This is a genomic window from Caulobacter endophyticus (assembly GCF_029543245.1).
Lineage (GTDB): Bacteria > Pseudomonadota > Alphaproteobacteria > Caulobacterales > Caulobacteraceae > Caulobacter > Caulobacter endophyticus_A.
In genome coordinates, this window is the sequence record NZ_JARQWV010000001.1 from 252,216 (window position 1) to 275,175 (window position 22,960).

Genomic DNA, 22,960 nt, shown 5'->3' on the forward strand with positions numbered 1-22,960 from the left:
GAGTTTTGAGGCTGCGCGCCAAGCTGACGCCCGAGTTGGAGGCAAAAAAGAAGGCGCTGAAAGCGCCTTCCTTGATCACTCCCACTCGATCGTGCCGGGCGGCTTGCTGGTCACGTCGTAGACGACGCGGTTGACGCCGCGGACCTCGTTGATGATCCGGGTGGCGGTCTTGCCGAGGATCTCCCAGGGGAATTCGAAGAAGTCGGCGGTCATGCCGTCGGTGGAGGTCACCGCGCGCAGGGCCAGGACGTTTTCGTAGGTACGGGCGTCGCCCATGACGCCGACGGTCTTGACCGGAAGCAGCACGGCGAAGGCCTGCCAGATCTTGTCGTAGAGGCCGGCGTTGCGGATCTCTTCGAGGTAGATGGCGTCGGCGTCCTGCAGGACCTTGACCTTCTCGGGCGTGATCTCGCCCGGGATGCGGATGGCCAGGCCCGGACCGGGGAACGGGTGGCGGCCGACGAAGGCGGGGGCCAGGCCCAGCTCGACGCCCAGGGCGCGGACCTCGTCCTTGAAGAGTTCGCGCAGCGGCTCGACCAGCTTCAGCTTCATGTAGTCCGGCAGGCCGCCCACGTTGTGGTGGCTCTTGATCACGGCCGACGGGCCGCCGCGCGCCGAGACGCTTTCGACGACATCCGGATAGAGCGTGCCCTGAGCCAGGAACTGGGCGCCGTCGATCTTGGCGGCTTCCTTGTCGAAGACGTCGATGAACAGGCGGCCGATGGTCTTGCGCTTGGTCTCGGGGTCGGAGACGCCGGCCAGTTCGCCCAGGAACAGGTCGCCGGCGTCCACGTGGACCAGCGGGATATTGTAGTGGTCGCGGAACAGGGTGACGACCTGATCGGCCTCGTTCTTGCGCAGCAGACCCGTGTCGACGAACACGCAGGTCAGCTGGTCGCCGATGGCCTCGTGGATCAGCACGGCGGCCACCGAGCTGTCGACGCCGCCCGACAGGCCGCAGATCACCTTGCCGTCGCCCACCTGGTCGCGGATCTTCTGGACCATCTCCTGGCGGAAGGCCGCCATGGTCCAGTCGCCCTTCAGGCCGGCCAGCGCCAGGAAGTTCTTGTAGATCTGCGGGCCGTTGACCGTGTGATAGACCTCGGGGTGGAACTGCAGGGCGTAGATCTTCTTGGCGTCGTTGGCGATGGCGGCGAAGGGCGCGCCGTTCGAAGTTCCCACCACATCGAAGCCCTCGGGGATGGCGGTGACGCGGTCGCCGTGGCTCATCCAGACGGTTTCCAGCTCGCCCACGCCAGCCAGGCCTTCGAACAGCGGGCTCTCTTTGCCGATGGTCAGCTCGGCGCGGCCGAACTCGCCGGCGTGGCCGCCCTCGACCTTGCCGCCCAGCACGTCGCACAGCAGCTGCTGGCCGTAGCAGATGGCCAGCATCGGCAGGCCTAGGTCGAACAGCTTGCGGCCGATACGGGGGCTGTCGGCCTCAAGCACGCTGGCCGGGCCGCCCGACAGGATGATCGCCGAAGGCTGGTACTCGTCGACCAGGGCCTCGGCCTTGTCGAAGGGGTGGATCTCGCAATAGACGCCGGCCTCGCGCACCCGGCGCGCAATCAGCTGGGTCACCTGGCTGCCGAAGTCGACGATCAGGACGCGCTGGTGGTGGTTTTCGGTGGTCATCGAATCTTTCCGCGGCGTTTGGGGGGCGGTGGAGGTGGGGGCGGACCTATCAGGTCGTGGGCCATCGGGCAGTCAGCAATCACGACGCGAACGCCGCGTGGATCGACCTGCGCGTCCGTCGGCCAAGGGTCGTTCGGCATGACCATCACAACCTGGGTGAACTCGCCGATCCCGGTCTGGATCTTGGCTGGCTCCAGACCACCCTGGATCAGGGCGTCTTTCACCAACGTCAGGGCATGCTCAAGAGGACCGCGATCCGTGGGCACCTGTCGGTAGAGCAGGCTGTAGTCGGCTCGAACGCGAATCTGAGGCGGGGCGCTTTCCTTCGTGCAGGCCAAGGCGCGATCGACTCCGTTTCGCGCGTTGTCATTCAGCGCCGTCGCATGCACGGGCAATGTGATCCAGATCGGCGGAGGCGGTCCGCCGCTCGCAAAGGCCGGCGTGGCCATGCCAGCCAAACAGATCGCGACTGTCATTCGAATGCGCATTGGAGCTCTTGTTCCGGCGTCGTCAGTTCGGCCCGTTTCTTCGCGAAAATACTCTTTGCCTTGCCTGCCTCGCCTCGACCCATGTCGCTCGGCAGGCCGTCAAGGCGCGTAGGTGGAGCGCTGCAGCACGGCGGCGAAGAAGCCGTCCGTACCGGCGCGGTGCGGGGTGAGGCGCAGATAGCCCTCGGGGGTCACGTGGGTGACGCCGTCGAGAGCGATCGGCTTGACCTTGAATTCGGGGTGACGCTCGAGGAAGGCCGCGACGCGGTCTTCGTTTTCCTCGGCCAGCAGCGAGCAGGTGACATAGACCATGCGGCCGCCGGCCTTCACGAAGGTCGAGGCGTCCTCCATGACGCTGTCCTGCTCGATCTGGCGTTTGGCCAGCTGGTCGGGCGACAGGCGCCACTTGGCGTCAGGGTGGCGCCGCCAGGTGCCGGCGCCGGTGCAGGGGGCGTCGACGAAGACGACGTCGATCTTGCCTTCCAGGCCCTTCAGCGGCTGGGCCTCGATCGGCGAGCGGATCTGCAGGTTGCGGACCCCTGCCCTCTGGCCGCGACGGATGGTGTCGGCGAGACGCCGGGCGTCGCTGTCGTGGGCGAAGATCTGGCCGCTGTTGCCCATGGCGGCCGCGAGCGCGAGGGTCTTGCCCCCGCCCCCGGCGCAGAAGTCGAGCACCTGCTTGCCCTTGACCTCGCCGGCCACGGCCGCGGCGATCTGCGAGCCCAGGTCCTGGACCTCGAACCAGCCCTTCGAGAAGGCCGGCACGCCCTCGACCGACGGCGTACGATCGGCGGCTGCGGGCGCGGGGATGCGGAAGGCGGTCGGCAGGATCCCGGCCGGCGCGGCGTTGATCGGCGCCAAGGCCTTGGCGCCGCGCTCGGCGTCGGTCTTCAGGGTGTTTATGCGCAGGTCGACCGGGGCGCGCTCGGACAGGGCCGCCATCTCGGCGACCTGATCGGCACCGAGGGCGCGGGCCAGGTGCGGTTCGAGCCAGTCGGGATAGTCGCCGGCCACTGGGGCGGGCGCGCCGTCCAGCGAGACGGGATCCTTCAGGCGGGCCTCTTCGGTCTCGGAGAGCGCGCCGAAGCCATGCTCTTCCGAGGCCGCCTCGGCGATGCGCTCGGCCGGCCACTTCCAGACGAAGGCCAGGACGCCCAGCACCACGCCGCGGGCGGCGGCGTCGCCCATCATCCAGCCCAGCGACCGCTTGCGGCGCAGGGCGTCCAGCACCAGGCCCGAGACGAAGGCCCGGTCCTTGGAGCCGGCGTAGCGCGCGGCCTCGCCCCAGCGCTTGAGCGCCATCTTCACAGGAAAATGCCGCGTCTCGATCTCGGTCAGAACCTCGATCGCCGCGGAAACCCGTCCTCCGTCACGCATGGAGCTAAATCACCAACGCCAGAAGGACCAGGCCAAGGCCCGCCATGGAGGCGACCCAGACCAGGCTGCGTACGACCGGCACGCCGAACGCATAGAGAAAGACATAGACCGCCCGGGCGCCGACATAGAGCGCGGTTCCGGCAACGGTCAGCGCGCCGAGCCGACCGCCCAGATAGGCGACCAGCACGACGGCGACGAAGAACGGGAAGGTCTCGCGGAAGTTGGCGAAGGCCCTTTCGAGCCGTCCGGCCATGCCGGTCAGCACGACCGGCGTCTCCCGCGAGCCGATATTCCACTTCAAGCCGCGCTGGGGCTGGGCCGCCGCGCTGGCCCACAGCAGGTGGACCAGCCCGATGACGACCGCGACCGCCAGCATCCGCAGCTCGAAGGCCATCTGCATGGCCTAGACCGCGCTCGGATAGTTCGGCGCCTCACGCGTGATCATCACGTCGTGGACATGGCTTTCACGCAGGCCCGCGCCCGTGATCCGCACAAAGCGCGCACGCTCCTGCAGTTCCGGGATCGTGGGGGCGCCGACATAGCCCATGGCGGCGCGCAGGCCCCCGACCAGCTGGTGCAGCACCGGGGCGATCGGACCCTTGAACGGGGTCTGGCCTTCGATGCCTTCCGGAACGAGCTTGAAGCTGTCGGTGACTTCCTTCTGGAAGTAGCGGTCGGCCGAGCCGCGGGCCATGGCGCCCACCGAGCCCATGCCGCGATAGCTCTTGTACGAGCGCCCCTGGTACAGGAACACCTCGCCGGGCGCCTCTTCGGTGCCGGCGAACATCGAGCCCATCATGGCGGTCGAAGCGCCCGCGGCGATGGCCTTAGCCAGGTCGCCCGAGAACTTGATGCCGCCGTCGGCGATCACCGGCACGCCGCTCTCGCGGCCGGCGCGAACGGCTTCCATTATCGCGGTCAGCTGCGGCACGCCCACGCCCGCGACGATGCGGGTGGTGCAGATCGAGCCCGGGCCGATGCCCACCTTCACGGCGTCGGCGCCGGCGTCGATGAGCGCGCGGGCGGCGTCGTAGGTGGCGATGTTGCCGGCCACGATCTGGACGCGGTTGGCTTCGCGCTTCAGGCGCGAGACCGCCGCGGCGACCTGGCTGGAGTGGCCGTGGGCGGTGTCGATGACGACGACGTCGACACCGGCGTCCACCAGGCCCATCGAGCGCTCGAAACCGGCGTCGCCGACGGTCGAGGCCGCGCCGACCAGCAGGCGGCCCTTGTCGTCCTTGGCGGCCAGGGGGTGAGCCTGGGCCTTCTCGATGTCCTTCACCGTGATCAGGCCGACGGCGCGGTAGGCGTCGTCGACGACGATCAGGCGTTCGATCTTGTGCTTGCGGAGAAGCTCGCGGGCCTCGCGGTGATCCACGCCCTCGCCGACCGTGATCAGGTTCTCGCGAGTCATCAGCGCCGAGGCCGGAACGTTGGCGTCGCCCTCGAAGCGCATGTCGCGGTTCGTGAGAATGCCGACCAGCTTGCCCGTGTCGCGCTCGACCACCGGGAAGCCCGAGATCTTGCGGCGGGCCGTGATCTCGCGGACCTCGGCCAGGGTGGTGTCCGGATGGATGGTCAGCGGATTGATGACCATGCCGCTTTCGTAGCGCTTGACCTCGCGGACGTGGTCGGCCTGCTCCTCGTTGGAGAGGTTGCGGTGCAGGATGCCCAGGCCGCCGGCCTGCGCCATGGCGATGGCGAGACGGCTTTCGGTGACCGTGTCCATGGCGGCGGACACGAGCGGGATGTTCAGACTGATTTCACGCGTGAACTTGGTCTCGGTCGTCACTTGCGTCGGCATGACGTCGGACGGACCAGGTTCGAGCAAAACGTCGTCGAAGGTGAGCCCTTCGCGAATCTCCATCGGATTCTCCATTTTGCGGCGCTCGTATAGTCGCGAGGCGGGCGTTTGTCGAGGCGTGGAGAGCGCCTTTTGGCCGGAAATCCGGACCTTCAACCTAGAGAGTCTCGCAAACCTTTTCCCGCGGAACGAAGCTCAGCAGCCGGAAGCCGTCGCCGGTCCAGAGGTAGCGATAGACCCCCGCGCGGGCCTGATCCTCTCGCGGCGCGCCGGCCAGCACGAGCACACGGCTGCCCTTCTCGAAGTTCACGCCGTGGAGCAGTCCACTCACGCGGTTCGTATCCATGTAGTCCGCGCCGGGCAGTTTCGTGACCCGGCCCGTCCGGGCGTCAACCGCAGCCCAGGCCACGCAGGAGGTCCCGCAGCCCCACTGGACGATCGTCACGTGACCCGCGAAATTCGGCCCCTGGGCCGCGCCTTCGCGCAGCGCGGTCCGAAACAACCGCTTGTCGGGCGTATCCAGCACAGGCTTGGCCGGAACGCCGGTCCAGACCTTGGCCGGATGACCGTCGAACCGCAGGCTGTCGCGAGCGGCGCTATCGGTGATGACGCAGGCCGGCGACGCCGCCGCGATCATCATGGAGACAAACGCAGCGACCATCGGAGACCTACCTTCCTTTAAAACCCGTCGCCACGAGGAAGACCTCGGAACTGTCCTGACGGCTGGCCTTGGGCTTGAAGTGCTGGACCTTCTCGAAGTGCTTCTTCAGCCGGGCGATCACCTCGGAGGTCTCGCCGCCCTGGAAGGCCTTGGCCACGAACGCGCCGCCAGGCTTCAGGGTCTCGATGGCGAACTCTGCGCCGATCTCGATCAGGCCGACGATGCGCAGGTGGTCGGTCTCGCGATGGCCCACGGTGTTGGGGGCCATGTCCGACATCACCAGGTCCGGCGCGCCGCCCAGCAACTCGAGCAGCTTGGGCGGACAGGCCGGGTCGGTGAAGTCCATCTCGACGATGTGGGCCGGCTCGACGGGGTCGACGTGCAGCAGATCAACGCCCACGAGCTGGGTCACGCCGCGCTCGACGGCCACCTGCAGCCAGCCGCCGGGCGCGCAGCCCAGGTCGATGACCTTCGCGCCCTTCTTGAAGAAACGGAACTTCTCGTCGATCTCGCTGATCTTGAAGGCCGCGCGGCTGCGATAGCCCAGCGCCCGCGCCTTGGCCGAAAACGGATCGTTGATCTGGCGCTCCAGCCAGGCCTGCTGGCTGGGCGTGCGGCCATAGGCGGTCTTCAGGCGCGCCGGCTTGGCGCGGCCATCGGCGTTGCCGCCGGTCGGCGGCTTGACCATCCGGCGCTTGGGGGGCTCGTCGTTCATTGGTTCACCGTTCGGGCCGAACCGGCCCCGCCACGCCGCCGTCGGCGGGGGCGCTTCTGCCGATCCGACATCAAGGACATCAGAAGCCCCTCTCTAAGCCCTCGGTCGGCGACTCGCACGCGAGAACATGGCCAAAGCTCTTGAACGGCTTGAAGAATGGCTGCGCCGGCCAGCACCAGATCGGCCCGATCGGCGCCGATACAGGGCTCCAGCGCCCGCTCCTTGGCGGTCAGGGTCAGCAGGCGACCGGCGGCGGCCTCGCAGTCGGAACGCTGCATCCACAGCCCGTCGACGACATTGCGGTCGTAGCGCGGCAGGCCAAGGTGCAGACCCGCCAGGCTGGTGATGGCGCCCGAGGTGCCGACCATGTGGGCGCGGCCGGCGTCGAAGGTCTTGCGCATGGGCGCGGCGTGCGGGAAGGCCGAGATCTTGGACTTCACTTCCTCGACCATGGCCCGGAACCAGCCGTCGTCGGCGCGCTCGCCCTCCGGAAAGCGCTCGGCCAGGGTGACGACCCCGATCGGGATGGACAGCCAGGCGCGGATCGGCAGCTTCCAGGCCTCGAACTGGCGCGGCTTGGCGTCGAGGCCGCCGCCCTTGAGGTCGACCCACGACAGCTCTGTCGAGCCGCCGCCGACATCGACCACCAGGGCCGCGTCGGCCTCGCGGTCGAACAGGCTCATACAGCCGGCCACCGAAAGCTGGGCCTCCTCGCGCGGCGTGATGATCTGCAAGCGCAGCCCGGTCTCCTCGGCCACGCGGCGGACGAACTCGGCGCCGTTGCTGGCCCCACGGCAGGCCTGGGTGGCCACGGCCTTTACCCGAATGGCGCGGCGGCGGCGGATCTTCTCGGCGCAAACCTTGAGCGCGGCCATGGATCGCTCCATCGCCTCGTCGGATAGCTGGCCGGTCTGCGACAAACCTTCACCAAGCCTGACGATACGGGAATAGGCCTCGACGACGCGGAAGCCGCGCGGAGAAGGCGTCGCCACCAGGAGGCGGCAATTGTTGGTTCCGAGATCGAGAGCCGCATAGCACGGCTGCTCGCCCGGAGACCGGCGCGAGCCCTGGCCTCCCTGGCCACGGGGTCCGCCGGGCGCTCTCGGCGCCTCCGACATGGTCTTCCACCTGTCTCGCAGGCGATTCGTCACGAACCGCCTCACTTCGTCGTGGACCATAGCAACCGTGTCGATGCACCGGAAGGCGGCGTGTCCCAACAATGAACGCTGGTTACGTTCAGGATTCAGTCAGGAGAGTCGTCGTAATATCTTCATCATGAACGAGAGACTCGCCAAATTCGCGATCGGCCAGGTCGTCAAGCACCGCATCTTCCCCTTCCGGGGCGTGGTGTTCGACGTCGACCCGGTGTTCGCCAATACGGAAGAGTGGTGGGAGTCCATCCCCGAGGACATCCGCCCGTCGAAGGACCAGCCGTTCTATCACCTGCTGGCCGAGAACGACGACAACACCTATGTCGCCTACGTCTCAGAGCAGAACCTCCTGGCCGACGACACGGGCGAACCGGTGCATCACCCACAAGCGGCGCTGATTTTCGAGTCCTTCGACCACGGCGCCTACAAGCTTCGCCCCCGGATCTCGCACTGACGGCAAGGTCTCACCGCCGACCTGGCTGTTGCGCGCAAAAATCGAACGGAACTTGCCCGAACGCGGGCGTAACGTCGTTTCATGAGCGCAGACGGTTTCAGCGGCGGGCCGCCCCCAGGGGCTCGCCCCGATTGGACGATCGATCAGGGGTGGGAAGCCTATAGCCAGGCCGAGCACGACGTCTGGATCACGCTGTACGAGCGCCAGGCCAGCGTGCTTCAGAACCGCGCCTGCGACGAGTTCCTGCGCGGATTGGACGCGCTGGACCTGCACCGCACCGGCATTCCCGACTTCAACCGGATCAACGAGGAGCTCCAGCGCCTGACCGGCTGGAGCGTCGTGGCCGTGCCGGGCCTCGTGCCCGACGACGTGTTCTTCGATCACCTGGCCAACCGCCGCTTTCCGGCCGGTCAGTTCATCCGCAAGCCGCACGAACTGGACTACCTGCAAGAGCCGGACGTCTTCCACGACGTGTTCGGCCACGTGCCGATGCTGACCGACCCGGTGTTCGCCGACTACATGCAGGCCTACGGCAAGGGCGGCCAGCGGGCTCTGGGCCTGGGGCGGCTGGCCAACCTCGCCAGGCTCTACTGGTACACGGTCGAATTCGGGCTGATGGCCACGCCGGCGGGCCTGCGGATCTATGGCGCGGGCATAGTCTCGTCGCGGACGGAGTCGATCTTCGCCCTCGAAGACCCCTCCCCCAACCGGATCGGCTTCGACCTGGAGCGGGTGATGCGCACGCCCTACCGCATCGACGACTTCCAGCAGGTCTACTTCGTGATCCCGTCGATCCAGACGCTGCAGGAAGTGACCCTGCGCGACTTCTCGGCGCTGTACGAGCGGTTGGCCGGCGCTAGCGACATCGGCATCGCGCAGATCGTAGGCGCCGACCAGGTGCTGACCCGTGGAACCCAGGCCTATGCGAACGCCGGCGGACGGCTGGCCTCGACGGCCGGCTGAGCCCGTAGGCCGAACAGCATCCGCACGCCCGGGATACGCCTGACGATCTCGTAGGTCGCGAAACAGGCCCCGAAGGTCCCCGCGACCAGGATCAGCGCCTCCAGCCCTTGAGGGAGCCCGGCCTTGGCCAGGTGGCGCGCCAGGACGACCGTCACCGTCTGGTGGACGATGTAGAACGGGAACACGCCCAGGGTCAGGTAGCGCAGCACCGGACCGCCGCGGTTCAGATGCTTGGCGCCAAAGCCGAGGATGGCGGCGATGGCGCACCATTGGTCGACCGCATAGACGCCGCGCATGGCCAGGCGCAGCGCCTGCGCCGGGTCGCCCTGCCGGTAGATCCAGGCATAGGTCGCGAAGGCGGCGTAGGCGGCCAAGGCCAGGATCACGGCGGGCCAGCGCATGGCGATCAGCCGTTCACGCAGAACCGACGACTTGGCCAGGCCGAAGCCAAGCATGAAGGCCGCCAGCGAGATGGCGTGGTTGTACCAGTCGTCGACCAGGGCGTGGGTGATGTCGAAGATCGGAAACAGCGTCGCACGGGCCAACGCCAGGAACACGATCGGCAGGACCAGCAGCCAGGGACCGGCGAGCACGCGCTCGCAGGCTGCCTGCAGCCTGGCGCCCAGCCTTGGAACGATCGCCAGCAGCAGGGCCAGCACCAGCGTGTAGACCAAGAGGTAGGCGACGAACCACATGTGGTTCCAGGTCGGGGTGATCAGGCAGTCGCCGTCCTCCCCGCACCAGCCGCCCGAGGCCGTCATGTACTTGCCCCAGAAGGCCGGCCACGGATCGACGCCGAACGGCGCCTGCGGGTGCGCGGCCACGTACTCGGCGACCTGGTAATAGGACTGCGGCGGCACGATTACCGCCATGGCCAGCAGCAGCGGCGGCAAGAGCCGCGCGATGCGGGCGCCCGCAAGCCGGCCGACACTGACCTTGTCAGCCATGAAGCGCGTGGCTGCACCCGAGACGAGGAACAGCAGGGTCAGCCGCCAGGGGTTGGTCAGCATCATCACCGGCTCCAGCGCCGGGATCGGATGGGGCGACTTCACGTGCCACTCCCAGGGCACGTAGAACATGCCCACGTGATACAGAATCAGCAGGAAGAACGCGCCCACCCTGATCCAGTCGAGGTCGTGGCGGCGGGCGAGATCCTGTGAAGACGAAAGGGACATTGGGGTTGGTTCCGAACGATGGCGTCGCCGGGGAGAAATCCGCGCAGGCCACCGCCCGCCAAGCACCAGGGGACGAACAGCGCCGCGCCCGTGACGCCGCCACGTCTCCAGGGACGAACGGCGCGCGCTGGGGGATGAGCGGCGCCGAGCGCCGCCTGCTGTGGCGCGGCTGGCTGTGCGGCTTGGCCATCGTGGCTGCCATCACCGTGATCAACATCCTGACCATCATCCATGACGCACCGCGCCTTGGCCCCTGGCGGCCGGCGATCTGGGAGGTGTCCAGCGGCCTGGTGACAGTGCTCATCATGCTGCTGCCCGCCGCCGTGGCTCTCTGGACGCATCGTGCGAAGCCGCCCCTGGCCCGCGCCCTGCCCGTCCATGCCGTCGCGCTTCTGGCCTATTCCGCCCTCCACGTGAGCGGCTTCGTCGTGCTGCGGAAAATCGCCCATCGCCTGATCCTGGACGAGGGCTACGATTTCGGGCCGATCGGGCCGGAGTTCCTGTACGAACTGCGCAAGGACGTCATCGCTTATGTCCTGGCCTTCGTGGTGTTCTGGCTGCTGGCGCGGATGGCGCGCGACGTCGCCGCCGATGCCCCCGCCCCGACGGCGGCTCCCGCGCCTTCGCCGACGATGTTCGACATCCGCGACGGCGCACGGCTGGTGCGCACGCCGATCGCGGACATCCTGGCCGTACGCTCGGCCGGCAACTACGCCGAGTTCCTGCTGACCGACGGCCGACGGCCGCTGATGCGGTCATCGCTGACAGCGCTGGAGACCGAACTGGCGACGCAAGGCTTCGTGCGCACACATCGTTCCTGGTTGGTCAATGCAGCACGCGTGACCGGGCTGCGGCCGGAGGGATCGGGGGACTACACCGTTGAACTGGGCGCGGTCGAGGCGCCGCTGTCGCGACGGTATCCCGAGGCGCTGGCAGCCCTGCGGGGTTAGCCGAAAACCCGCACATCTCCCCGTAAAACCCCCGCTTTCGCGGGGTTTTTACGGAAAGGGATGGGCTCCTTACCGCTTCACCGCCCAGAGCAGCTTTTCCAGCTGTCCCTCGCCGCCGGCGATCGGGCTGTCGGCGTTGTCGCGGACGGTCCAGCCTGACGCCTCCAGGAAAGCCGACACCCGCTCGACGCAGGCGGCGATGATCTCCGGGTCCTTCACGAGGCCGCCCTTGCCGACGTTCTCGCGGCCGGCCTCGAACTGCGGCTTGACCAGGGCGACGAGATCCGCGCCGGGATGCGCCAGGCCTAGCGCCGCCGGCAGGGCCTTTTCCAGCGAGATGAAGCTGACGTCGGTGACCACCAGATCCACGCCGTCCGGCGCGTGGTCGGCGGTCAGCGCGCGGGCGTCCAGCGGCGACAGGTCTTCGACGCGCGGATCGTTCTTCAGGCTGGAATGCAGCTGGTCGCGGCCCACGTCGACGGCCAGGACCCGCGCCGCGCCCTTCGACAGCAGGACCTCGGTGAAGCCGCCGGTCGAGGCGCCGACATCGACGGCGATCCGGCCAGCGACGGCCACCGGCCACAGTTCCAGCGCCCGCACCAGCTTCAGCGCGCCGCGCCCGACCCAGGGGTGGGCCGCCTCGGACACGATGTCCGCGGCCCCGTCGATCGCTTCGGAGGCTTTGGCGACCACCTTGCCGTCGGCGGTGACGCGGCCGGCCTCGATGGCGGCGCGCGCTTTGGCGCGGCTGTCGAACAGACCCTTCTCGACCAGCAGGATATCGGCGCGTTTTCGGCTCATGGGAGCCTGATAGCAGACTCGCCGGCTCGCTTCCTAAATCAGGCCGCCTCGGCGTCGTTGGCGACCAGGCCCAGACGGGCGACGGCGGCGTCCATGGACGCGCCGCGCGGCACGACCACCCATTCGCGCGGCCGCGAAGCATTGACCGCTACCACGGCGTCCTTGGGGCAGACGTCGAAGCAGTCGACCTCGATCACCGCCAGCGGGGCCTTGCGGTCCTTGCCCTTGCCCCCGCCGGAGGCCTTGCGCAGGGCCTTGGCGAAGCTCTGCTCGCCGCCCTTGCCGAAGCCGCCGTCCAGCTTGCGCGAGCACTTGCGGCAGACCAGAACGACATCGTTCCAGTCGGCGCGCACGCGTTTGATCGGCCGTTCCTTGCTCACCTGGAGCCTTTCCGTTTCAGGCGCCCTGCCCGCGCCTTCGACATGGGAAGTCGCCGCCCGAAGTGCTAGAGAGCCGCGCTTTCAACGCTTCGGAGGCCGCCATGGTCCGCAATCTCAAGGGCAAGGTCGTTTCGCCCGCCGCCGACCCAACCGCCGCCGACGACCTGGCCTGGTTCACCGCCAAGGCCGACCGCGCCTTCCGCCTGCGCGATCCGGCCCCGCTGGAGTTCGGCCCGCTGGGTGATCCCGGCGACGGATTCAGCTGGCGCGTGCTGGTTGCCCGCCTGCCCGACGGCGGCCGCCTGCGCCTGCCGATCTCGCTGGCCTGGGACCTGCACAACGACCACGCCAAGGACCAGCACCTGTCGATGCTGTTCGACCAGGTCGCCCCGGCCGAGGCCAAGGCGGCGCTGAAGAGCAAGTCGAACTAGATTGCGTGGTCCTCGTCCTTCGACAAGCTCAGGATGAGGACCAAATGCAGGCCTCGCAGTGAGAAATCCTCGCCCTGAGCCTGTCGAAGGGCGAGGATTTTCGCTAGCCCTTGCGCATCCATGCTGCGACGGCCCAGGAATGGGCGTCGTGGCGCAGCGCGACCACGGCGTCGCGCGGATCGAGCCAGACCAGCCTGTGGTCGTCCTCGACCTTCAGCTCCGGGCGCTCGCCCGCCAGCCTCACCGCGTAGACGCCGCCATAGTTACGGACCGCCTGGCCGTCGGACTTCAGGAACGGCTGGGATACGTCGACCACGTGGTCTCCGACCTCGACGACGAGGCCGGTCTCCTCGCCGAACTCACGCACCAGGGCCTCCGCTTCGGTCTCCTCACCGTCGACGGCGCCGCCCGGCAGGTCGAAGTAAGGCGCCTTGCCGGGCTTGGTGACCTCCACCAGCGCGATTTGCCCCCGCGCGTCCTCGGCGATGCCGAAAGCGGCGTGACGGTCCGTGTAACGGAGCGACGCGTCGGGGGCGTAGAACGCGAGCAATCGGTCAGTCCTTGCCGAACAGGTCGTTCCACGGATCGGCCTTGCCGCTCTCGACATCGGCGACGCTGATCTCGGGACGGTAGCCGATCTTGCCCTCGGCGCTGGCCTTCCAGGCCATGGTGACCATGTCGCGCAGCTCGGCGGCGCCGGCGGCCAGGCGTTCGTCGACAAAGGCCTTGGCGCGCGGATCCGTGGCGACCATGCCGCCCGACTTCTCGAGTTGATAGAGCGGCTCGGTCAGCTTCCAGGTCGTGGTCAGGTAGCCGACCATGCGGGTCTCGTAGCTGCAGGCGCAGTCGCGCAGCGCCGGCATCTTGGCCTTGACGTCGTCGTCCTTGGCCACGGCCTTGACCAGCGGCCCCTCGAAGGCGCCGTGGGTGCCGCGGCTCTGGGTGTAGCCGTTGGGGTTCGGATAGTCGCCCCAGCCGTTGTAGTGCACGCTCATGTGCAGCGGCTGGCTGCCGTCGCCGATATAGTGGGCCCAGACGCCCAGGTCGCGCAGCAGCAATTCCTCGCGGCGCTTGAGGTCGGCGGCGTACCAAGCCTTTTTCTGGGCGTCGGTGGTCTGCTTTTCGGCCGCCACCAGGATGCGCCAGTAGGTGAAGTCCTTCACCAGCTGCTGATAGCCGTCGATCATGGCGTAGGGCAGATAGCCGGCCTTCCACTCGTCCTGGCCGACGGCGCGCAGGGCCGTCGCGTAGTCGGCTCGGGTGGCCGGCAGGGTCTCGACCGTGAATTTCGGGCCGCCGAACATGCGGCCCTCGTCGTCGAGATCGAGGAAGTGGGCGGCGTCGCGGTCGTGGTCGTGGACCTTGCCCGAGCCCTTCCAGCGGTCGGGCTCGCGGGCGTATTCGCCGATGGCGGCCACGCCATAGGGGCTGCGCACGAAGGCCGGCACGTCGTCCGGCAGCGTCGATGCGCCGAGCACGCCGATCATCCGGTGACCGGAAGCGCCCCAGGCCAGGGCCGACTGGGCCGGCGCCGCCACGACGGCAGCCAGGACAAGAACCTTCAAGGTAGAAGACGGCGACTTCATGCGCGCTCCGAGGACTTAATCGATGCCGAGGGCCGTCTCGACGCGACCGACCCAGGCCTTCACGGCCGGATAGTGCGCCAGATCGAAACCGCCCTCGTGGGCGACACGGGTGTAGGCCACCAGCGCGATGTCCGCCAGGGTCAGGCGATCGCCGACCAGGAAGCCGCTTTCGGAGAGCCCGTTTTCGAGGCGGGCCAACGCCGCGTGGCCTCGTTCGACCAGCTTGCCGTCGAGGCTTTCGACCGGCTTGCCCATATAGGCGACCTGGAAACGGGCCACGGCCACATAGGGCTCGTGGCTGTACTGCTCCCAGAACAGCCACTCGTACATCTTGGCCTTGAGGTAGGGGTCGCTCGGAATCAGCACCGAGCCCTCGGCCAGGTGCAGCATGATGGCGTTGGACTGAGCCAGGGCGCGACCGTCCTCGAGGATCACCGCCGGCACCTGGCCGGCGGGGTTCATGGCGAGGAAATCGGCGGTGCGAGACTCACCCTTCAGGATGTCGACCTCGATCCATTCGAAGGGCAGGTGGAGCCGCTGGGCCGTCCACTTCACCTTCAGGCAGTTGCCGGACTTGCCGTCGCCGAAGATCCGCAGCGTCATTCCGTCGCCCTCCCCCATTTTTCAAATGGCGCGCTAAACGATTGAATTTTCACCCGAGTTCCGAGCTTCACCAGAAGTTTTCATCCGATTCCGCCCTAATCGGGCGACTTTAAGCGGGTTGTCACGGAGCCGTGATCGGCTTAAGGAAGCCGCCGAACCGACAGATACGCCGATAAGAGGACCCCCTCGATGCGACGCACGCTCGCCGGAATTTTGGCCTTCATGGCCATGTTCGCCGCACTTCCCGCCGCCGCGGGCCCCGACTCCGAACGCGCCAGCGATCCGCTGGGCGAACTGATCGCAGGGGCTCTGACCGGCTCGATCCCCGGCTCCATCGAATACAAGATGAAGGCCACCCTGTACCATGCCGGCGCCAAGGGCATCCGCGCGTTGGACAGCCTGGGCTGCAAGGTCGTGGCCATGCGCACCCTGGCGGTGGACACCAAGGTGATCCCGCGCCGCACGATCGTCTTCATCAAGGAAACCGTCGGCCTGCCCATGCCCAACGGCGAGACCCACGACGGCTACTGGTACGCCTCCGACATCGGCGGCGCGATCAAGGGCAACAAGATCGACATGTTCAGCGGCCAGGGCGCCAAGTCGATGAAACCGCTGGCGGGCCTGAACCTTACGCACCTTTCAGTGACCAAGGTCGGCGAATTCAAGGGCTGCCCGCCGGAATAGCCGGCCCAGCCTCTTCCGACGACAGATCGAGCATTGGACACGGCCGCGAAAGCGGCCGTTTCGCTGTGTGCGGGCAATGTCGGGAAGTTAACCAAGCACGCAATGTTCCCGCTGGCCTCGCTGGTTTTTCTGCACCACTCTCACTGAGTGTTCGCGACTCTCTTGAAGCTCAAGCTTGCAGGCGAGACATGGTGTCCAGGCGATCTGACAGTAACCTTGCGTCCTCGCCTTCGGTGCTTGTCGCGGACGACGACGCCCTGCTCCGCGAAATTCTCGAGCACAAGCTGACGATGGCCGGCTACGAGGTAACGGTTTTCGAGGACGGCCGCGCCGTGCTCGAGGCCGCTCGCACCAGCCGGCCGCAGGTCGTCGTGCTGGACGGCATGATGCCGATCATCGACGGGTTCGAGGTGCTGCGCCGGATGAAGGGCGACGACGCCCTGCGCGATATCCCTGTGGTCATGCTGACCGCCCTCAAAGGCCGCAACGACATCGTCACCGCCCTGAACCTCGGCGCCGCCGACTACCTGCCCAAGCCCTTTGATCCCGACGAACTGCTGGCCCGCCTGTTTCGCATCGCACCGGTGGCCGCATGATCGAGGCGGCGGCGGTCCAGGCGCCCGAGCAGGCCGATCCGGCCTACACTGCCGCCGTTCAGGCCCGGCAGGCCGGCCGCACCGCCGAGGCGATCGCCGCCTTCGACCTGCTCGCCAAGCAGCGGCCCAAGGATCCTGACGTCTGGCTGAACCTGGGCCTGTCGCGCCTGGCCGCCCAACGCTACGCAGACGCCGACCGCGCCTTCGAGACGACCTTGGGGCTGGCGCCCGATTACCGCGACGCCCGCATCGCCTATGCCCGTTCGGCCCTGTTCGCCGGCCGTCCCGCACTGGCGCGACGGCGCCTGGCGCCGCTGCTGGCGAACACGCCGGATGACGCCGAGGCCAAGAGCCTGTCCCAGCAGATCGCCGCCACTCTGGCCATGCCGGGCGAGTCGAGCTGGCGGCTGGACCTCGCCTATGCGCGCAGCGAACTTACGCAGGACCTGGGTCACTGGAGCCTGGCGACCATCGCCCTGTCGAAACGGATCGATCCCGACACCACGCTTAGCGGCTCCATCGAACACACCGAGCGTTTCGGCGTTTCCGACACCTATGGCGAGGTTCTGGCCGCACGCAGGTTCGGCCCTCGCCTGGACGGCTTCGTCGCCGTCGGCGGCGCGCCGGACGCCGACTATCGCCCGGAATTCTCGATCCGCGCCGGCGGCTCGGCCGGCCTGCGCAGCACCGGCGCCTGGCGCGCCCGCCTGGGCCTGGACGCCGTCTGGTCGCGTTACGCCGTCGGCGAGGTCAAGAGCCTGCAACCCTACCTGACCCTGGCGGCCGGGCCCGTGTCGCTGACGGCTCGTTCCATCAACACCGAGGATGAGCGCGGCAAGCATCAGTCCGGCTACACCCTGAACGGTGAGTGGTCGGCGACCGAGCGCCTGCGCCTGCGCCTGGGTTATGCCGACGCCCCCGAGAGCGCCGACGGCGCCACCGTGCCCGTGGAGGCGGTGTCGGGAGGGATCGCCTACGACCTGACGCCCCGCTGGACCGTCCAGGTGGCGGGCGCGCACGAGAAACGCAGGGCCTATGACCGCGACGAGGTCGGGGTCGCCGTCACGCGTCGGTTCTAGATGTCGACGCTCACGCTGATCTGGGTCGTCGCCCTGGTGCTGATCGGCGCCGCGCTGGCCTGGATGACAGCCCTGATCGTCGCCCGCTTCGTCAAGGAAGCTCGCGCGTCCGACCGGGCGGCCGACCGCAAGGTCATCATACAGTCCCTTTCAGGACTGCTTCGCGGCCAGCCCGACGTAGCCGCGACCCTTTCCCCGTTCGTGCAACGGCCCGAGGTGCTGGCCGAGGCGATCCTGGACTTTCAGGGCCTGATCCGCGGCGCCGACCAGGAACGCGCGATGAGCGCACTGAAGGCGCTCGGCCTCGTGGAGGCTCTCGAACAGCGGATCGCTCACGGCTCGCGCGACGAGCGCCTGACCAGCGTGGAAGCCTTGGCCGCGCTGGGCGGCGAGGAGGTCAGGGCGGCGCTGCGCCGCGCCATCCGAAGCAAAGACCCCAACGTCCGCATGGCCGCGATCAAGGGGTTGGCTGACGCGGGATCGCCACCCACCCCCTCCCGCCTGCTCGATTATGTCGGCACGGGCGAACTGACGCCGTCGCGGGTCTATGCGGAAATGATGCGCCAGGCGGTGGCGGCGGCGCCGGCCGACGGCCTTCTGGCGCTGCAGAGGCAGGACCTTGACCCGCTGATGCGTGGCATCGTGCTGGACGCGCTCGGGCGCTCGGGATCCTACGAGGCTGTGCCGGCCCTGGCCGCCGCCGCGGCCGATCCCGACCCGAACGTTCGCACCGCCGCCGTGCGCGGCCTTGGCCGCCTGCAACACCCGGCCGCCGCGCCGCCCCTGGCGGCCGCGCTGAGCGATCCGGCCTGGACCGTCCGCTCAGCCGGCGCCGAGGCCGTCGGTGCGGCGGGACTGGCTCGCCTCGCGCCCCAGGTCGCAGCCCTTCTGGACGATCCGGAATGGTGGGTGCGCTTTCGGGCTGGCGACGCGCTGCGGCGGCTGGGCCGACCGGGGCTGAACCACCTGGAGACCGTGGCCGCCGACGATACGCGGCCCGTCGCCCAGCGGGCGGCCGAACGGGCCCTGGCCGAAGGAGGCTGAGCCATGCCTGACCTTCAATTCCTAGCCCTCGGCGCCGTCCGCTTCGCAGAGACCATAGCCTGGGCCGTAATCGCAACCGGGCTCGCCCAGAACGCGCTCTATCTCTATCAGCTGATCCTGGCGGCCAGGGCGTTGTCGCAGGCTCCGCCCGTCAACCAGGCCGCCCTGTTGTGGCGCCGCTACGCCGAGGCCGCGCCGCCGATCACCCTGATGGCTCCGGCCTACAACGAGGCCCTGACCATCGTCGAAAGTGTCAGGTCTCTGCTGGCCCTTCAGTACCCGCACTTCGAGGTCGTGGTGGTCAACGACGGCTCGAAGGACGAGACGCTGCAGGTCCTGATCGACGCCTTCGAACTGCATCCGGTCGAACGACATTACGACCTGGCCGCGGCCTGCCAGCCGATCCGGGGGCTCTATGCGGCCGCCAACCAGCCGCGCCTCCTTGTGGTCGACAAGGAAAACGGCGGCAAGGCGGACGCCCTCAACGCGGCAATTAACCTGTCGCGCTCGCCCATCGTCTGCTCGATGGACGCCGACAGCCTCCTGGAGGTCGACGCCCTGCTGCGCGCGGTGGCGCCCTTCGTGGAGGATCCCGAGCGCACGGTGGCCGTGGGCGGCACGATCCGCATCGCCAATGGCTGCAAGATCTCGTTCGGGCGAGTGGTCGAGGTCGGGGTTCCGAAGAACATGCTCGCGCGCCTGCAGACCATCGAATACCTGCGCGCCTTCCTGATGGCCCGGCTGGCCTGGAGCCGGATCTCGGCCCTGACCATCATCTCCGGCGCCTTCGGCCTGTTCCGGCGACAGGCGGTGCTGGACGTCGGCGGCTACAGCCACGGCACGGTCGGCGAGGACATGGAGCTGGTGGTCAAGCTGCACAAGCACTACCGGCGCCTGCGCAAACCCTATCGGATCGCCTTCACGCCCGAGCCTGTCTGCTGGACCGAAGCGCCAGAGACGATGGCCGTGCTTTCGCGACAGCGGGCCCGCTGGCATCGCGGCGCACTGGAGACCTTCTTCCGGCATCGCGACATGATCCTGAACCCGCGCTACGGCCGCATCGGCGTGGTCGGATTCGGACATATCCTGGTGGTCGACGTACTGGGACCGATCATCGAGATCTTCGGCTACGTGCTGATCCCGGCCTTCTGGCTGCTGGGCGTGCTCGACATCGAATACCTCTGGGCCCTGCTGGCGGTGACCTTCGGGTTCGGCATCGTCATCAGCGTCGGCGCGCTGGCGTTGGAGGAAACCGAGCTTCGCCGGTTTCCCGACGCCCGCAGCCTGGCCGTGCTGATGGGCGCGGCGATCCTCGAGAACTTCGGCTATCGCCAGATCAACAACTTCTGGCGGTTGCGCGGCACGTGGCAGTTCCTGACCGGCGCCCAAGGCTGGGGCAAGATGACCCGCAAGGGGTTCTCGTCCCAGCCCTGAGGCCCGGGCTTTCCAAAGCCTAGATGTCGCCGCCGACGTTGGGGGCGACGCCCGGGGCGCGGGCGACGTGGATGCCGCACTCGGTCTTGTCCTGGCCCTGCCAACGGCCGGCGCGGACATCGGCGTTGGGATCGTCGACCGGCCTGGTGCACGGCCAGCAGCCCAGCGACGGGAAGCCCTGCGCGACCAGCGGGTGGGCGGGCAGTTGGTGCTCGGCCGCGTAGGCGTCGAGCTCGGCCTTGCTCCAGTTGGCCAGCGGGTTGAACTTGATCTGGCCGCCGGCCTCTTCGACCACAGCCAGGCGCAGGCGATCGCCGCCGTGGAAGCGCTTGCGGCCGGTCACCCAGCCTTCGAAGCCTTCCAGCGCGCGGTCCAGCGGCAGCACCTTGCGGATGTTGCAGCAGGCGTCGGTGTCAGTGCGCCAGAGATCCGACTTCGGGTCCTGCACCGCCAGATCGGCGAAGGCCGGTCGCAGATCGCGCACATCGGTCAGGCCCAGGCTCGCGGCCAGGCTCTTGCGATAGTCCAGCGTCTGGCCAAACAGCATGCCGGTATCCAGGAACAGCACCGGAATATTGGGCGAGACCTGCGAGGCCAGGTGCAACAGCACCGCCGATTCCGCGCCGAACGAGCTGACCAGGGCCAGCTTGTCGCCGAAGGTCTCGTAGGCCTTGCGCAGGACGGTCAGCGGATGGGCGTCGCGCAGTTCGGCGTCCAGCCGCGCCGCCAGGGTCGGCGCGGCGTCGGTCTGGTCATAGGCCATCAGAGCGCGCCTTCCTTGGCTTGAGCCGTTTGCTGAGCCCGTTCATCCGCCGCGATCGGACGCGCGTCGACGGCCCGCTGATAGACGTGGCGGAAGCGGTTTGCGGCCTTGGTCCAGGCCTCCGGCGTGGCGCCGTCATTGGGCTCGAACGCGTCGAAGCCGCAGCGGACCATGAAGCCGGCCTGCTCCTGAAGCACGTCGCCCACGGCGCGGATCTCGCCCTCGTACTTGAAGCGCTCGCGCAGCAGGCGGGCCGAGGTGTAGGCGCGACCGTCGCGGTACTTCGGAAAGGCCAGGGCGACGACCGACAGGCGCGGCAGGTCGTAGGCCAGGGCCTCAACCTCCTCGGCCGGTTCGATGCGCACGCCGACGCGGCGGCTGTTGGACGACAGCAGAGCGTCGCCCTCGGCCTGGAAACGGCTCAACGACAGGATGACGTCGCCGGCTTCCGGAATGGCGTCCTCGTCGGCGACGTGAACGAAGGTGTTTTCAGCCCATTGGGCCTGCTCGCCGGCGAGCTTAATCAGCTTGGGCATAGACCGCTTCCTTGAAGGGCTCGAGGCCGACGCGGCGATAGGTGTCGAGGAAGCGCTCCTCGCCCTGGCGCGCGGCCAGATAGGTGTCGACCAGGGTGTCGATGGCGGGTGCGACCCGATCGGCCGACAGGGCCGGACCGAGGATCTTGCCGATCGAGGCGTCCTCCGCGCCCGAGCCGCCGAGCGAGAGCTGGTAGAACTCCTCGCCCTTCTTATCGACGCCCAGGATGCCGATGTGGGCCACGTGGTGGTGCCCGCAGGCGTTGATGCAGCCGCTGATCTTGATCTTCAGCTCGCCGATCGTCTCGGCCCGGTCGGGGTCGGCGAAGGTCTTGGCGATGTCCTGGGCGATCGGGATCGCGCGCGCATTTGCAAGCGCGCAGTAGTCGAGGCCCGGGCAGGCGATGATGTCGCTGATCAGGTCGATATTGGCCGTGGCCAGGCCCGCGGCCTCCAGCGCCGCGTGAACGGCGGGCAGGTCGTCGAGCTTCACGTGCGGCAGCACCAAGTTCTGGGCGTGGGTCACGCGCAGGTCGTCCAGGCTGTAGCGCTCGGCCAGATCGGCCACGACGTCGAGCTGGTCGGCGGTGGCGTCGCCCGGCGTCTGACCGACGGCCTTCAGCGACACCTCGACGATGGCGTAGCCCGGCTTCTTGTGGGCCTTGACGTTGTTGCGCGCGAAGCGGGCCAGCGACGGGCTGGCGGCCTTGGCGGCCTCGAAGGCTTCCGAATGGGCCGGCAGGGTCTCGAACGGGGTCTGGGCGAAGGCGCCGCGGATGCGGGCCAGCTCCAGGTCACCCAGGTCGGCGCGGCCTTGATCGATCTTGGCCCACTCTTCCTCGACCTGACGGCCGAATTCCTCGGCGCCGAGGGCGGCGACCAGGATCTTGATGCGGGCCTTGTAGATGTTGTCGCGGCGGCCGTGGCGGTTGTAGACGCGCAGCACGGCTTCCAGATAGCTCAGCAGGCTCGACGCCGGCAGGTGGTGCTTGATGGTCGGGCCGACATAGGGCGTGCGCCCCTGCCCGCCCCCGACGATCACCTCGAAGCCCAGCGAGCCGTCACGGGCCCGGCGCAGGATCAGGCCGATGTCGTGCACCTTCACCGCCGCGCGGTCGGTCAGGGCGCCGGTGATGGCGATCTTGAACTTGCGCGGCAGGTACGAGAATTCCGGGTGCAGGGTCGACCACTGGCGGATCACCTCCGACCACACGCGCGGGTCGTCGATCTCCTCGGCGGTGGCTCCGGCATAGGGATCGGCCGTGGTGTTGCGGATGCAGTTGCCGCTGGTCTGGATGGCGTGCAGGTCGACCTCGGCCAGGGCGTCGAGGATATCCGGCGCGTCCTTCAACTTGATCCAGTTGAACTGGATGTTCTGACGCGTGGTCATGTGCCCGTAGCCCTTGTCGTAGGTGCGGGCGACCCAGGCCAGGCGGCGGGCCTGGCGGGAATTGAGCGAGCCGTAGGGGATGGCGACGCGCAGCATGTAGGCGTGGAGCTGCAGGTAGAGGCCGTTCATCAGCCGCAGCGGCTTGAACTGGTCCTCGGTCAGCTCGCCGGCCAGGCGGCGCGTGACCTGATGGCGGAACTCGTTGGAGCGGTCCGTCAGGAACTCGCGATCGATGACGTCGTACTGATACATGGCTCGGC

General features: G+C 68.2%; 26 protein-coding genes. 9 read left to right on the forward strand and 17 right to left on the reverse strand.

The window, feature by feature from the left end; all coding sequences use genetic code 11:
• Positions 1 to 75: 75 nt before the first annotated feature.
• The 8 genes from guaA to P7A99_RS01005 form a co-directional block, all read right to left on the reverse strand.
• The gene (gene guaA / locus P7A99_RS00970) at positions 76 to 1,635 is read right to left on the reverse strand and encodes a glutamine-hydrolyzing GMP synthase (protein WP_277792089.1); all 1,560 of its coding nucleotides are present in this window, start codon (positions 1,633 to 1,635) and stop codon (positions 76 to 78) included.
• Positions 1,632 to 2,111 carry a hypothetical protein gene (locus tag P7A99_RS00975; RefSeq protein ID WP_277792090.1) on the reverse strand — a complete coding sequence of 160 codons (480 nt, stop codon included), beginning with the start codon at positions 2,109 to 2,111 and terminating at the stop codon, positions 1,632 to 1,634. The genes guaA and P7A99_RS00975 overlap by 4 nt, the downstream gene beginning before the upstream one ends.
• A gap of 111 nt (positions 2,112 to 2,222) precedes the next feature.
• Positions 2,223 to 3,500 carry an RsmB/NOP family class I SAM-dependent RNA methyltransferase gene (locus P7A99_RS00980; protein ID WP_277792091.1) on the reverse strand — a complete coding sequence of 426 codons (1,278 nt, stop codon included), beginning with the start codon at positions 3,498 to 3,500 and terminating at the stop codon, positions 2,223 to 2,225.
• Between the two features lie 4 nt (positions 3,501 to 3,504).
• On the reverse strand, positions 3,505 to 3,900 hold the full coding sequence (locus tag P7A99_RS00985; RefSeq protein WP_277792092.1) for an MAPEG family protein: 396 nt from the start codon (positions 3,898 to 3,900) through the stop codon (positions 3,505 to 3,507).
• Between the two features lie 3 nt (positions 3,901 to 3,903).
• Positions 3,904 to 5,367, reverse strand: a complete 1,464-nt coding sequence (gene guaB / locus P7A99_RS00990) for an IMP dehydrogenase (RefSeq protein ID WP_101717813.1) — start codon at positions 5,365 to 5,367, stop codon at positions 3,904 to 3,906.
• Between the two features lie 94 nt (positions 5,368 to 5,461).
• Positions 5,462 to 5,965: a hypothetical protein gene (locus P7A99_RS00995; RefSeq protein WP_277792093.1), complete on the reverse strand. Its 504-nt coding sequence runs from the start codon at positions 5,963 to 5,965 to the stop codon at positions 5,462 to 5,464.
• 7 nt (positions 5,966 to 5,972) lie between these two features.
• A complete protein-coding gene (locus P7A99_RS01000; RefSeq protein ID WP_277792094.1) occupies positions 5,973 to 6,680 on the reverse strand; it encodes an RlmE family RNA methyltransferase in 708 nt (235 codons plus the stop codon).
• On the reverse strand, positions 6,677 to 7,798 hold the full coding sequence (locus P7A99_RS01005) for a Ppx/GppA phosphatase family protein (RefSeq protein WP_277792095.1): 1,122 nt from the start codon (positions 7,796 to 7,798) through the stop codon (positions 6,677 to 6,679). Before P7A99_RS01005 ends, P7A99_RS01000 begins: the two co-directional genes overlap by 4 nt.
• Positions 7,799 to 7,955: 157 nt before the next feature.
• Here P7A99_RS01005 and hspQ point away from each other — a divergent pair, with 157 nt between their 5' ends.
• Both hspQ and phhA read left to right on the forward strand, forming a co-directional pair.
• Positions 7,956 to 8,285, forward strand: coding sequence for a heat shock protein HspQ (gene hspQ, locus P7A99_RS01010; RefSeq protein WP_165255501.1), 330 nt, complete (start codon positions 7,956 to 7,958; stop codon positions 8,283 to 8,285).
• Between the two features lie 81 nt (positions 8,286 to 8,366).
• A complete protein-coding gene (gene phhA / locus P7A99_RS01015; RefSeq protein WP_277792096.1) occupies positions 8,367 to 9,248 on the forward strand; it encodes a phenylalanine 4-monooxygenase in 882 nt (293 codons plus the stop codon).
• Here the strand turns inward: phhA and P7A99_RS01020 are convergent.
• Positions 9,206 to 10,423 (reverse strand): acyltransferase family protein, encoded by a 1,218-nt coding sequence (locus P7A99_RS01020; protein WP_277792097.1) that lies wholly within the window; start codon positions 10,421 to 10,423, stop codon positions 9,206 to 9,208. The two genes, phhA and P7A99_RS01020, sit on opposite strands and share 43 nt — an antisense overlap.
• 5 nt (positions 10,424 to 10,428) lie before the next feature.
• Between P7A99_RS01020 and P7A99_RS01025 the strand changes: the two genes are divergently transcribed.
• Positions 10,429 to 11,373: a LytTR family DNA-binding domain-containing protein gene (locus P7A99_RS01025; RefSeq protein WP_277792098.1), complete on the forward strand. Its 945-nt coding sequence runs from the start codon at positions 10,429 to 10,431 to the stop codon at positions 11,371 to 11,373.
• Positions 11,374 to 11,442: 69 nt separating this feature from the next.
• On the opposite strand, the gene P7A99_RS01030 is transcribed toward P7A99_RS01025, so the two are convergent.
• Complete coding sequence (locus P7A99_RS01030) at positions 11,443 to 12,174, reverse strand: TlyA family RNA methyltransferase (protein ID WP_277792099.1); 732 nt, start codon at positions 12,172 to 12,174, stop codon at positions 11,443 to 11,445.
• Between the two features lie 38 nt (positions 12,175 to 12,212).
• The gene (locus P7A99_RS01035) at positions 12,213 to 12,554 is read right to left on the reverse strand and encodes a (2Fe-2S) ferredoxin domain-containing protein (protein WP_277792100.1); all 342 of its coding nucleotides are present in this window, start codon (positions 12,552 to 12,554) and stop codon (positions 12,213 to 12,215) included.
• Between the two features lie 101 nt (positions 12,555 to 12,655).
• Between P7A99_RS01035 and P7A99_RS01040 the strand changes: the two genes are divergently transcribed.
• Positions 12,656 to 12,985: a hypothetical protein gene (locus P7A99_RS01040; RefSeq protein WP_277792101.1), complete on the forward strand. Its 330-nt coding sequence runs from the start codon at positions 12,656 to 12,658 to the stop codon at positions 12,983 to 12,985.
• Between the two features lie 103 nt (positions 12,986 to 13,088).
• On the opposite strand, the gene P7A99_RS01045 is transcribed toward P7A99_RS01040, so the two are convergent.
• From P7A99_RS01045 to P7A99_RS01055, 3 genes are read right to left on the reverse strand one after another with little or no spacing between them, the layout of a single operon-like run.
• The gene (locus tag P7A99_RS01045) at positions 13,089 to 13,535 is read right to left on the reverse strand and encodes an NUDIX domain-containing protein (protein ID WP_277792102.1); all 447 of its coding nucleotides are present in this window, start codon (positions 13,533 to 13,535) and stop codon (positions 13,089 to 13,091) included.
• Positions 13,536 to 13,539: 4 nt separating this feature from the next.
• Positions 13,540 to 14,571, reverse strand: coding sequence for a S1/P1 Nuclease (locus tag P7A99_RS01050; protein ID WP_277792103.1), 1,032 nt, complete (start codon positions 14,569 to 14,571; stop codon positions 13,540 to 13,542).
• A gap of 15 nt (positions 14,572 to 14,586) precedes the next feature.
• Complete coding sequence (locus P7A99_RS01055) at positions 14,587 to 15,174, reverse strand: glutathione S-transferase family protein (protein ID WP_277792104.1); 588 nt, start codon at positions 15,172 to 15,174, stop codon at positions 14,587 to 14,589.
• 189 nt (positions 15,175 to 15,363) lie between these two features.
• Between P7A99_RS01055 and P7A99_RS01060 the strand changes: the two genes are divergently transcribed.
• From P7A99_RS01060 to P7A99_RS01080, 5 genes are all read left to right on the forward strand, one after another.
• Complete coding sequence (locus P7A99_RS01060) at positions 15,364 to 15,858, forward strand: 3D domain-containing protein (protein WP_277792105.1); 495 nt, start codon at positions 15,364 to 15,366, stop codon at positions 15,856 to 15,858.
• Between the two features lie 233 nt (positions 15,859 to 16,091).
• A complete protein-coding gene (locus P7A99_RS01065) occupies positions 16,092 to 16,454 on the forward strand; it encodes a response regulator transcription factor (protein ID WP_277792106.1) in 363 nt (120 codons plus the stop codon).
• Positions 16,451 to 17,533 (forward strand): YaiO family outer membrane beta-barrel protein, encoded by a 1,083-nt coding sequence (locus P7A99_RS01070; RefSeq protein ID WP_277792107.1) that lies wholly within the window; start codon positions 16,451 to 16,453, stop codon positions 17,531 to 17,533. Before P7A99_RS01065 ends, P7A99_RS01070 begins: the two co-directional genes overlap by 4 nt.
• Positions 17,534 to 18,577: a HEAT repeat domain-containing protein gene (locus tag P7A99_RS01075; protein ID WP_277792108.1), complete on the forward strand. Its 1,044-nt coding sequence runs from the start codon at positions 17,534 to 17,536 to the stop codon at positions 18,575 to 18,577. It begins immediately after the preceding gene.
• A 3-nt stretch (positions 18,578 to 18,580) separates the two neighbouring features.
• Complete coding sequence (locus P7A99_RS01080) at positions 18,581 to 20,011, forward strand: glycosyltransferase family 2 protein (RefSeq protein WP_277792109.1); 1,431 nt, start codon at positions 18,581 to 18,583, stop codon at positions 20,009 to 20,011.
• A gap of 19 nt (positions 20,012 to 20,030) precedes the next feature.
• Here the strand turns inward: P7A99_RS01080 and P7A99_RS01085 are convergent, their stop codons facing one another.
• From P7A99_RS01085 to P7A99_RS01095, 3 genes are read right to left on the reverse strand one after another with little or no spacing between them, the layout of a single operon-like run.
• Positions 20,031 to 20,774, reverse strand: a complete 744-nt coding sequence (locus tag P7A99_RS01085) for a phosphoadenylyl-sulfate reductase (protein WP_277792110.1) — start codon at positions 20,772 to 20,774, stop codon at positions 20,031 to 20,033.
• Entirely contained in the window at positions 20,774 to 21,310 is a 537-nt protein-coding gene (locus tag P7A99_RS01090) for a DUF934 domain-containing protein (RefSeq protein WP_277792111.1), read from the reverse strand. The genes P7A99_RS01085 and P7A99_RS01090 overlap by 1 nt, the downstream gene beginning before the upstream one ends.
• Entirely contained in the window at positions 21,294 to 22,952 is a 1,659-nt protein-coding gene (locus tag P7A99_RS01095; protein WP_277792112.1) for a nitrite/sulfite reductase, read from the reverse strand. Before P7A99_RS01095 ends, P7A99_RS01090 begins: the two co-directional genes overlap by 17 nt.
• Positions 22,953 to 22,960: the final 8 nt, after the last annotated feature.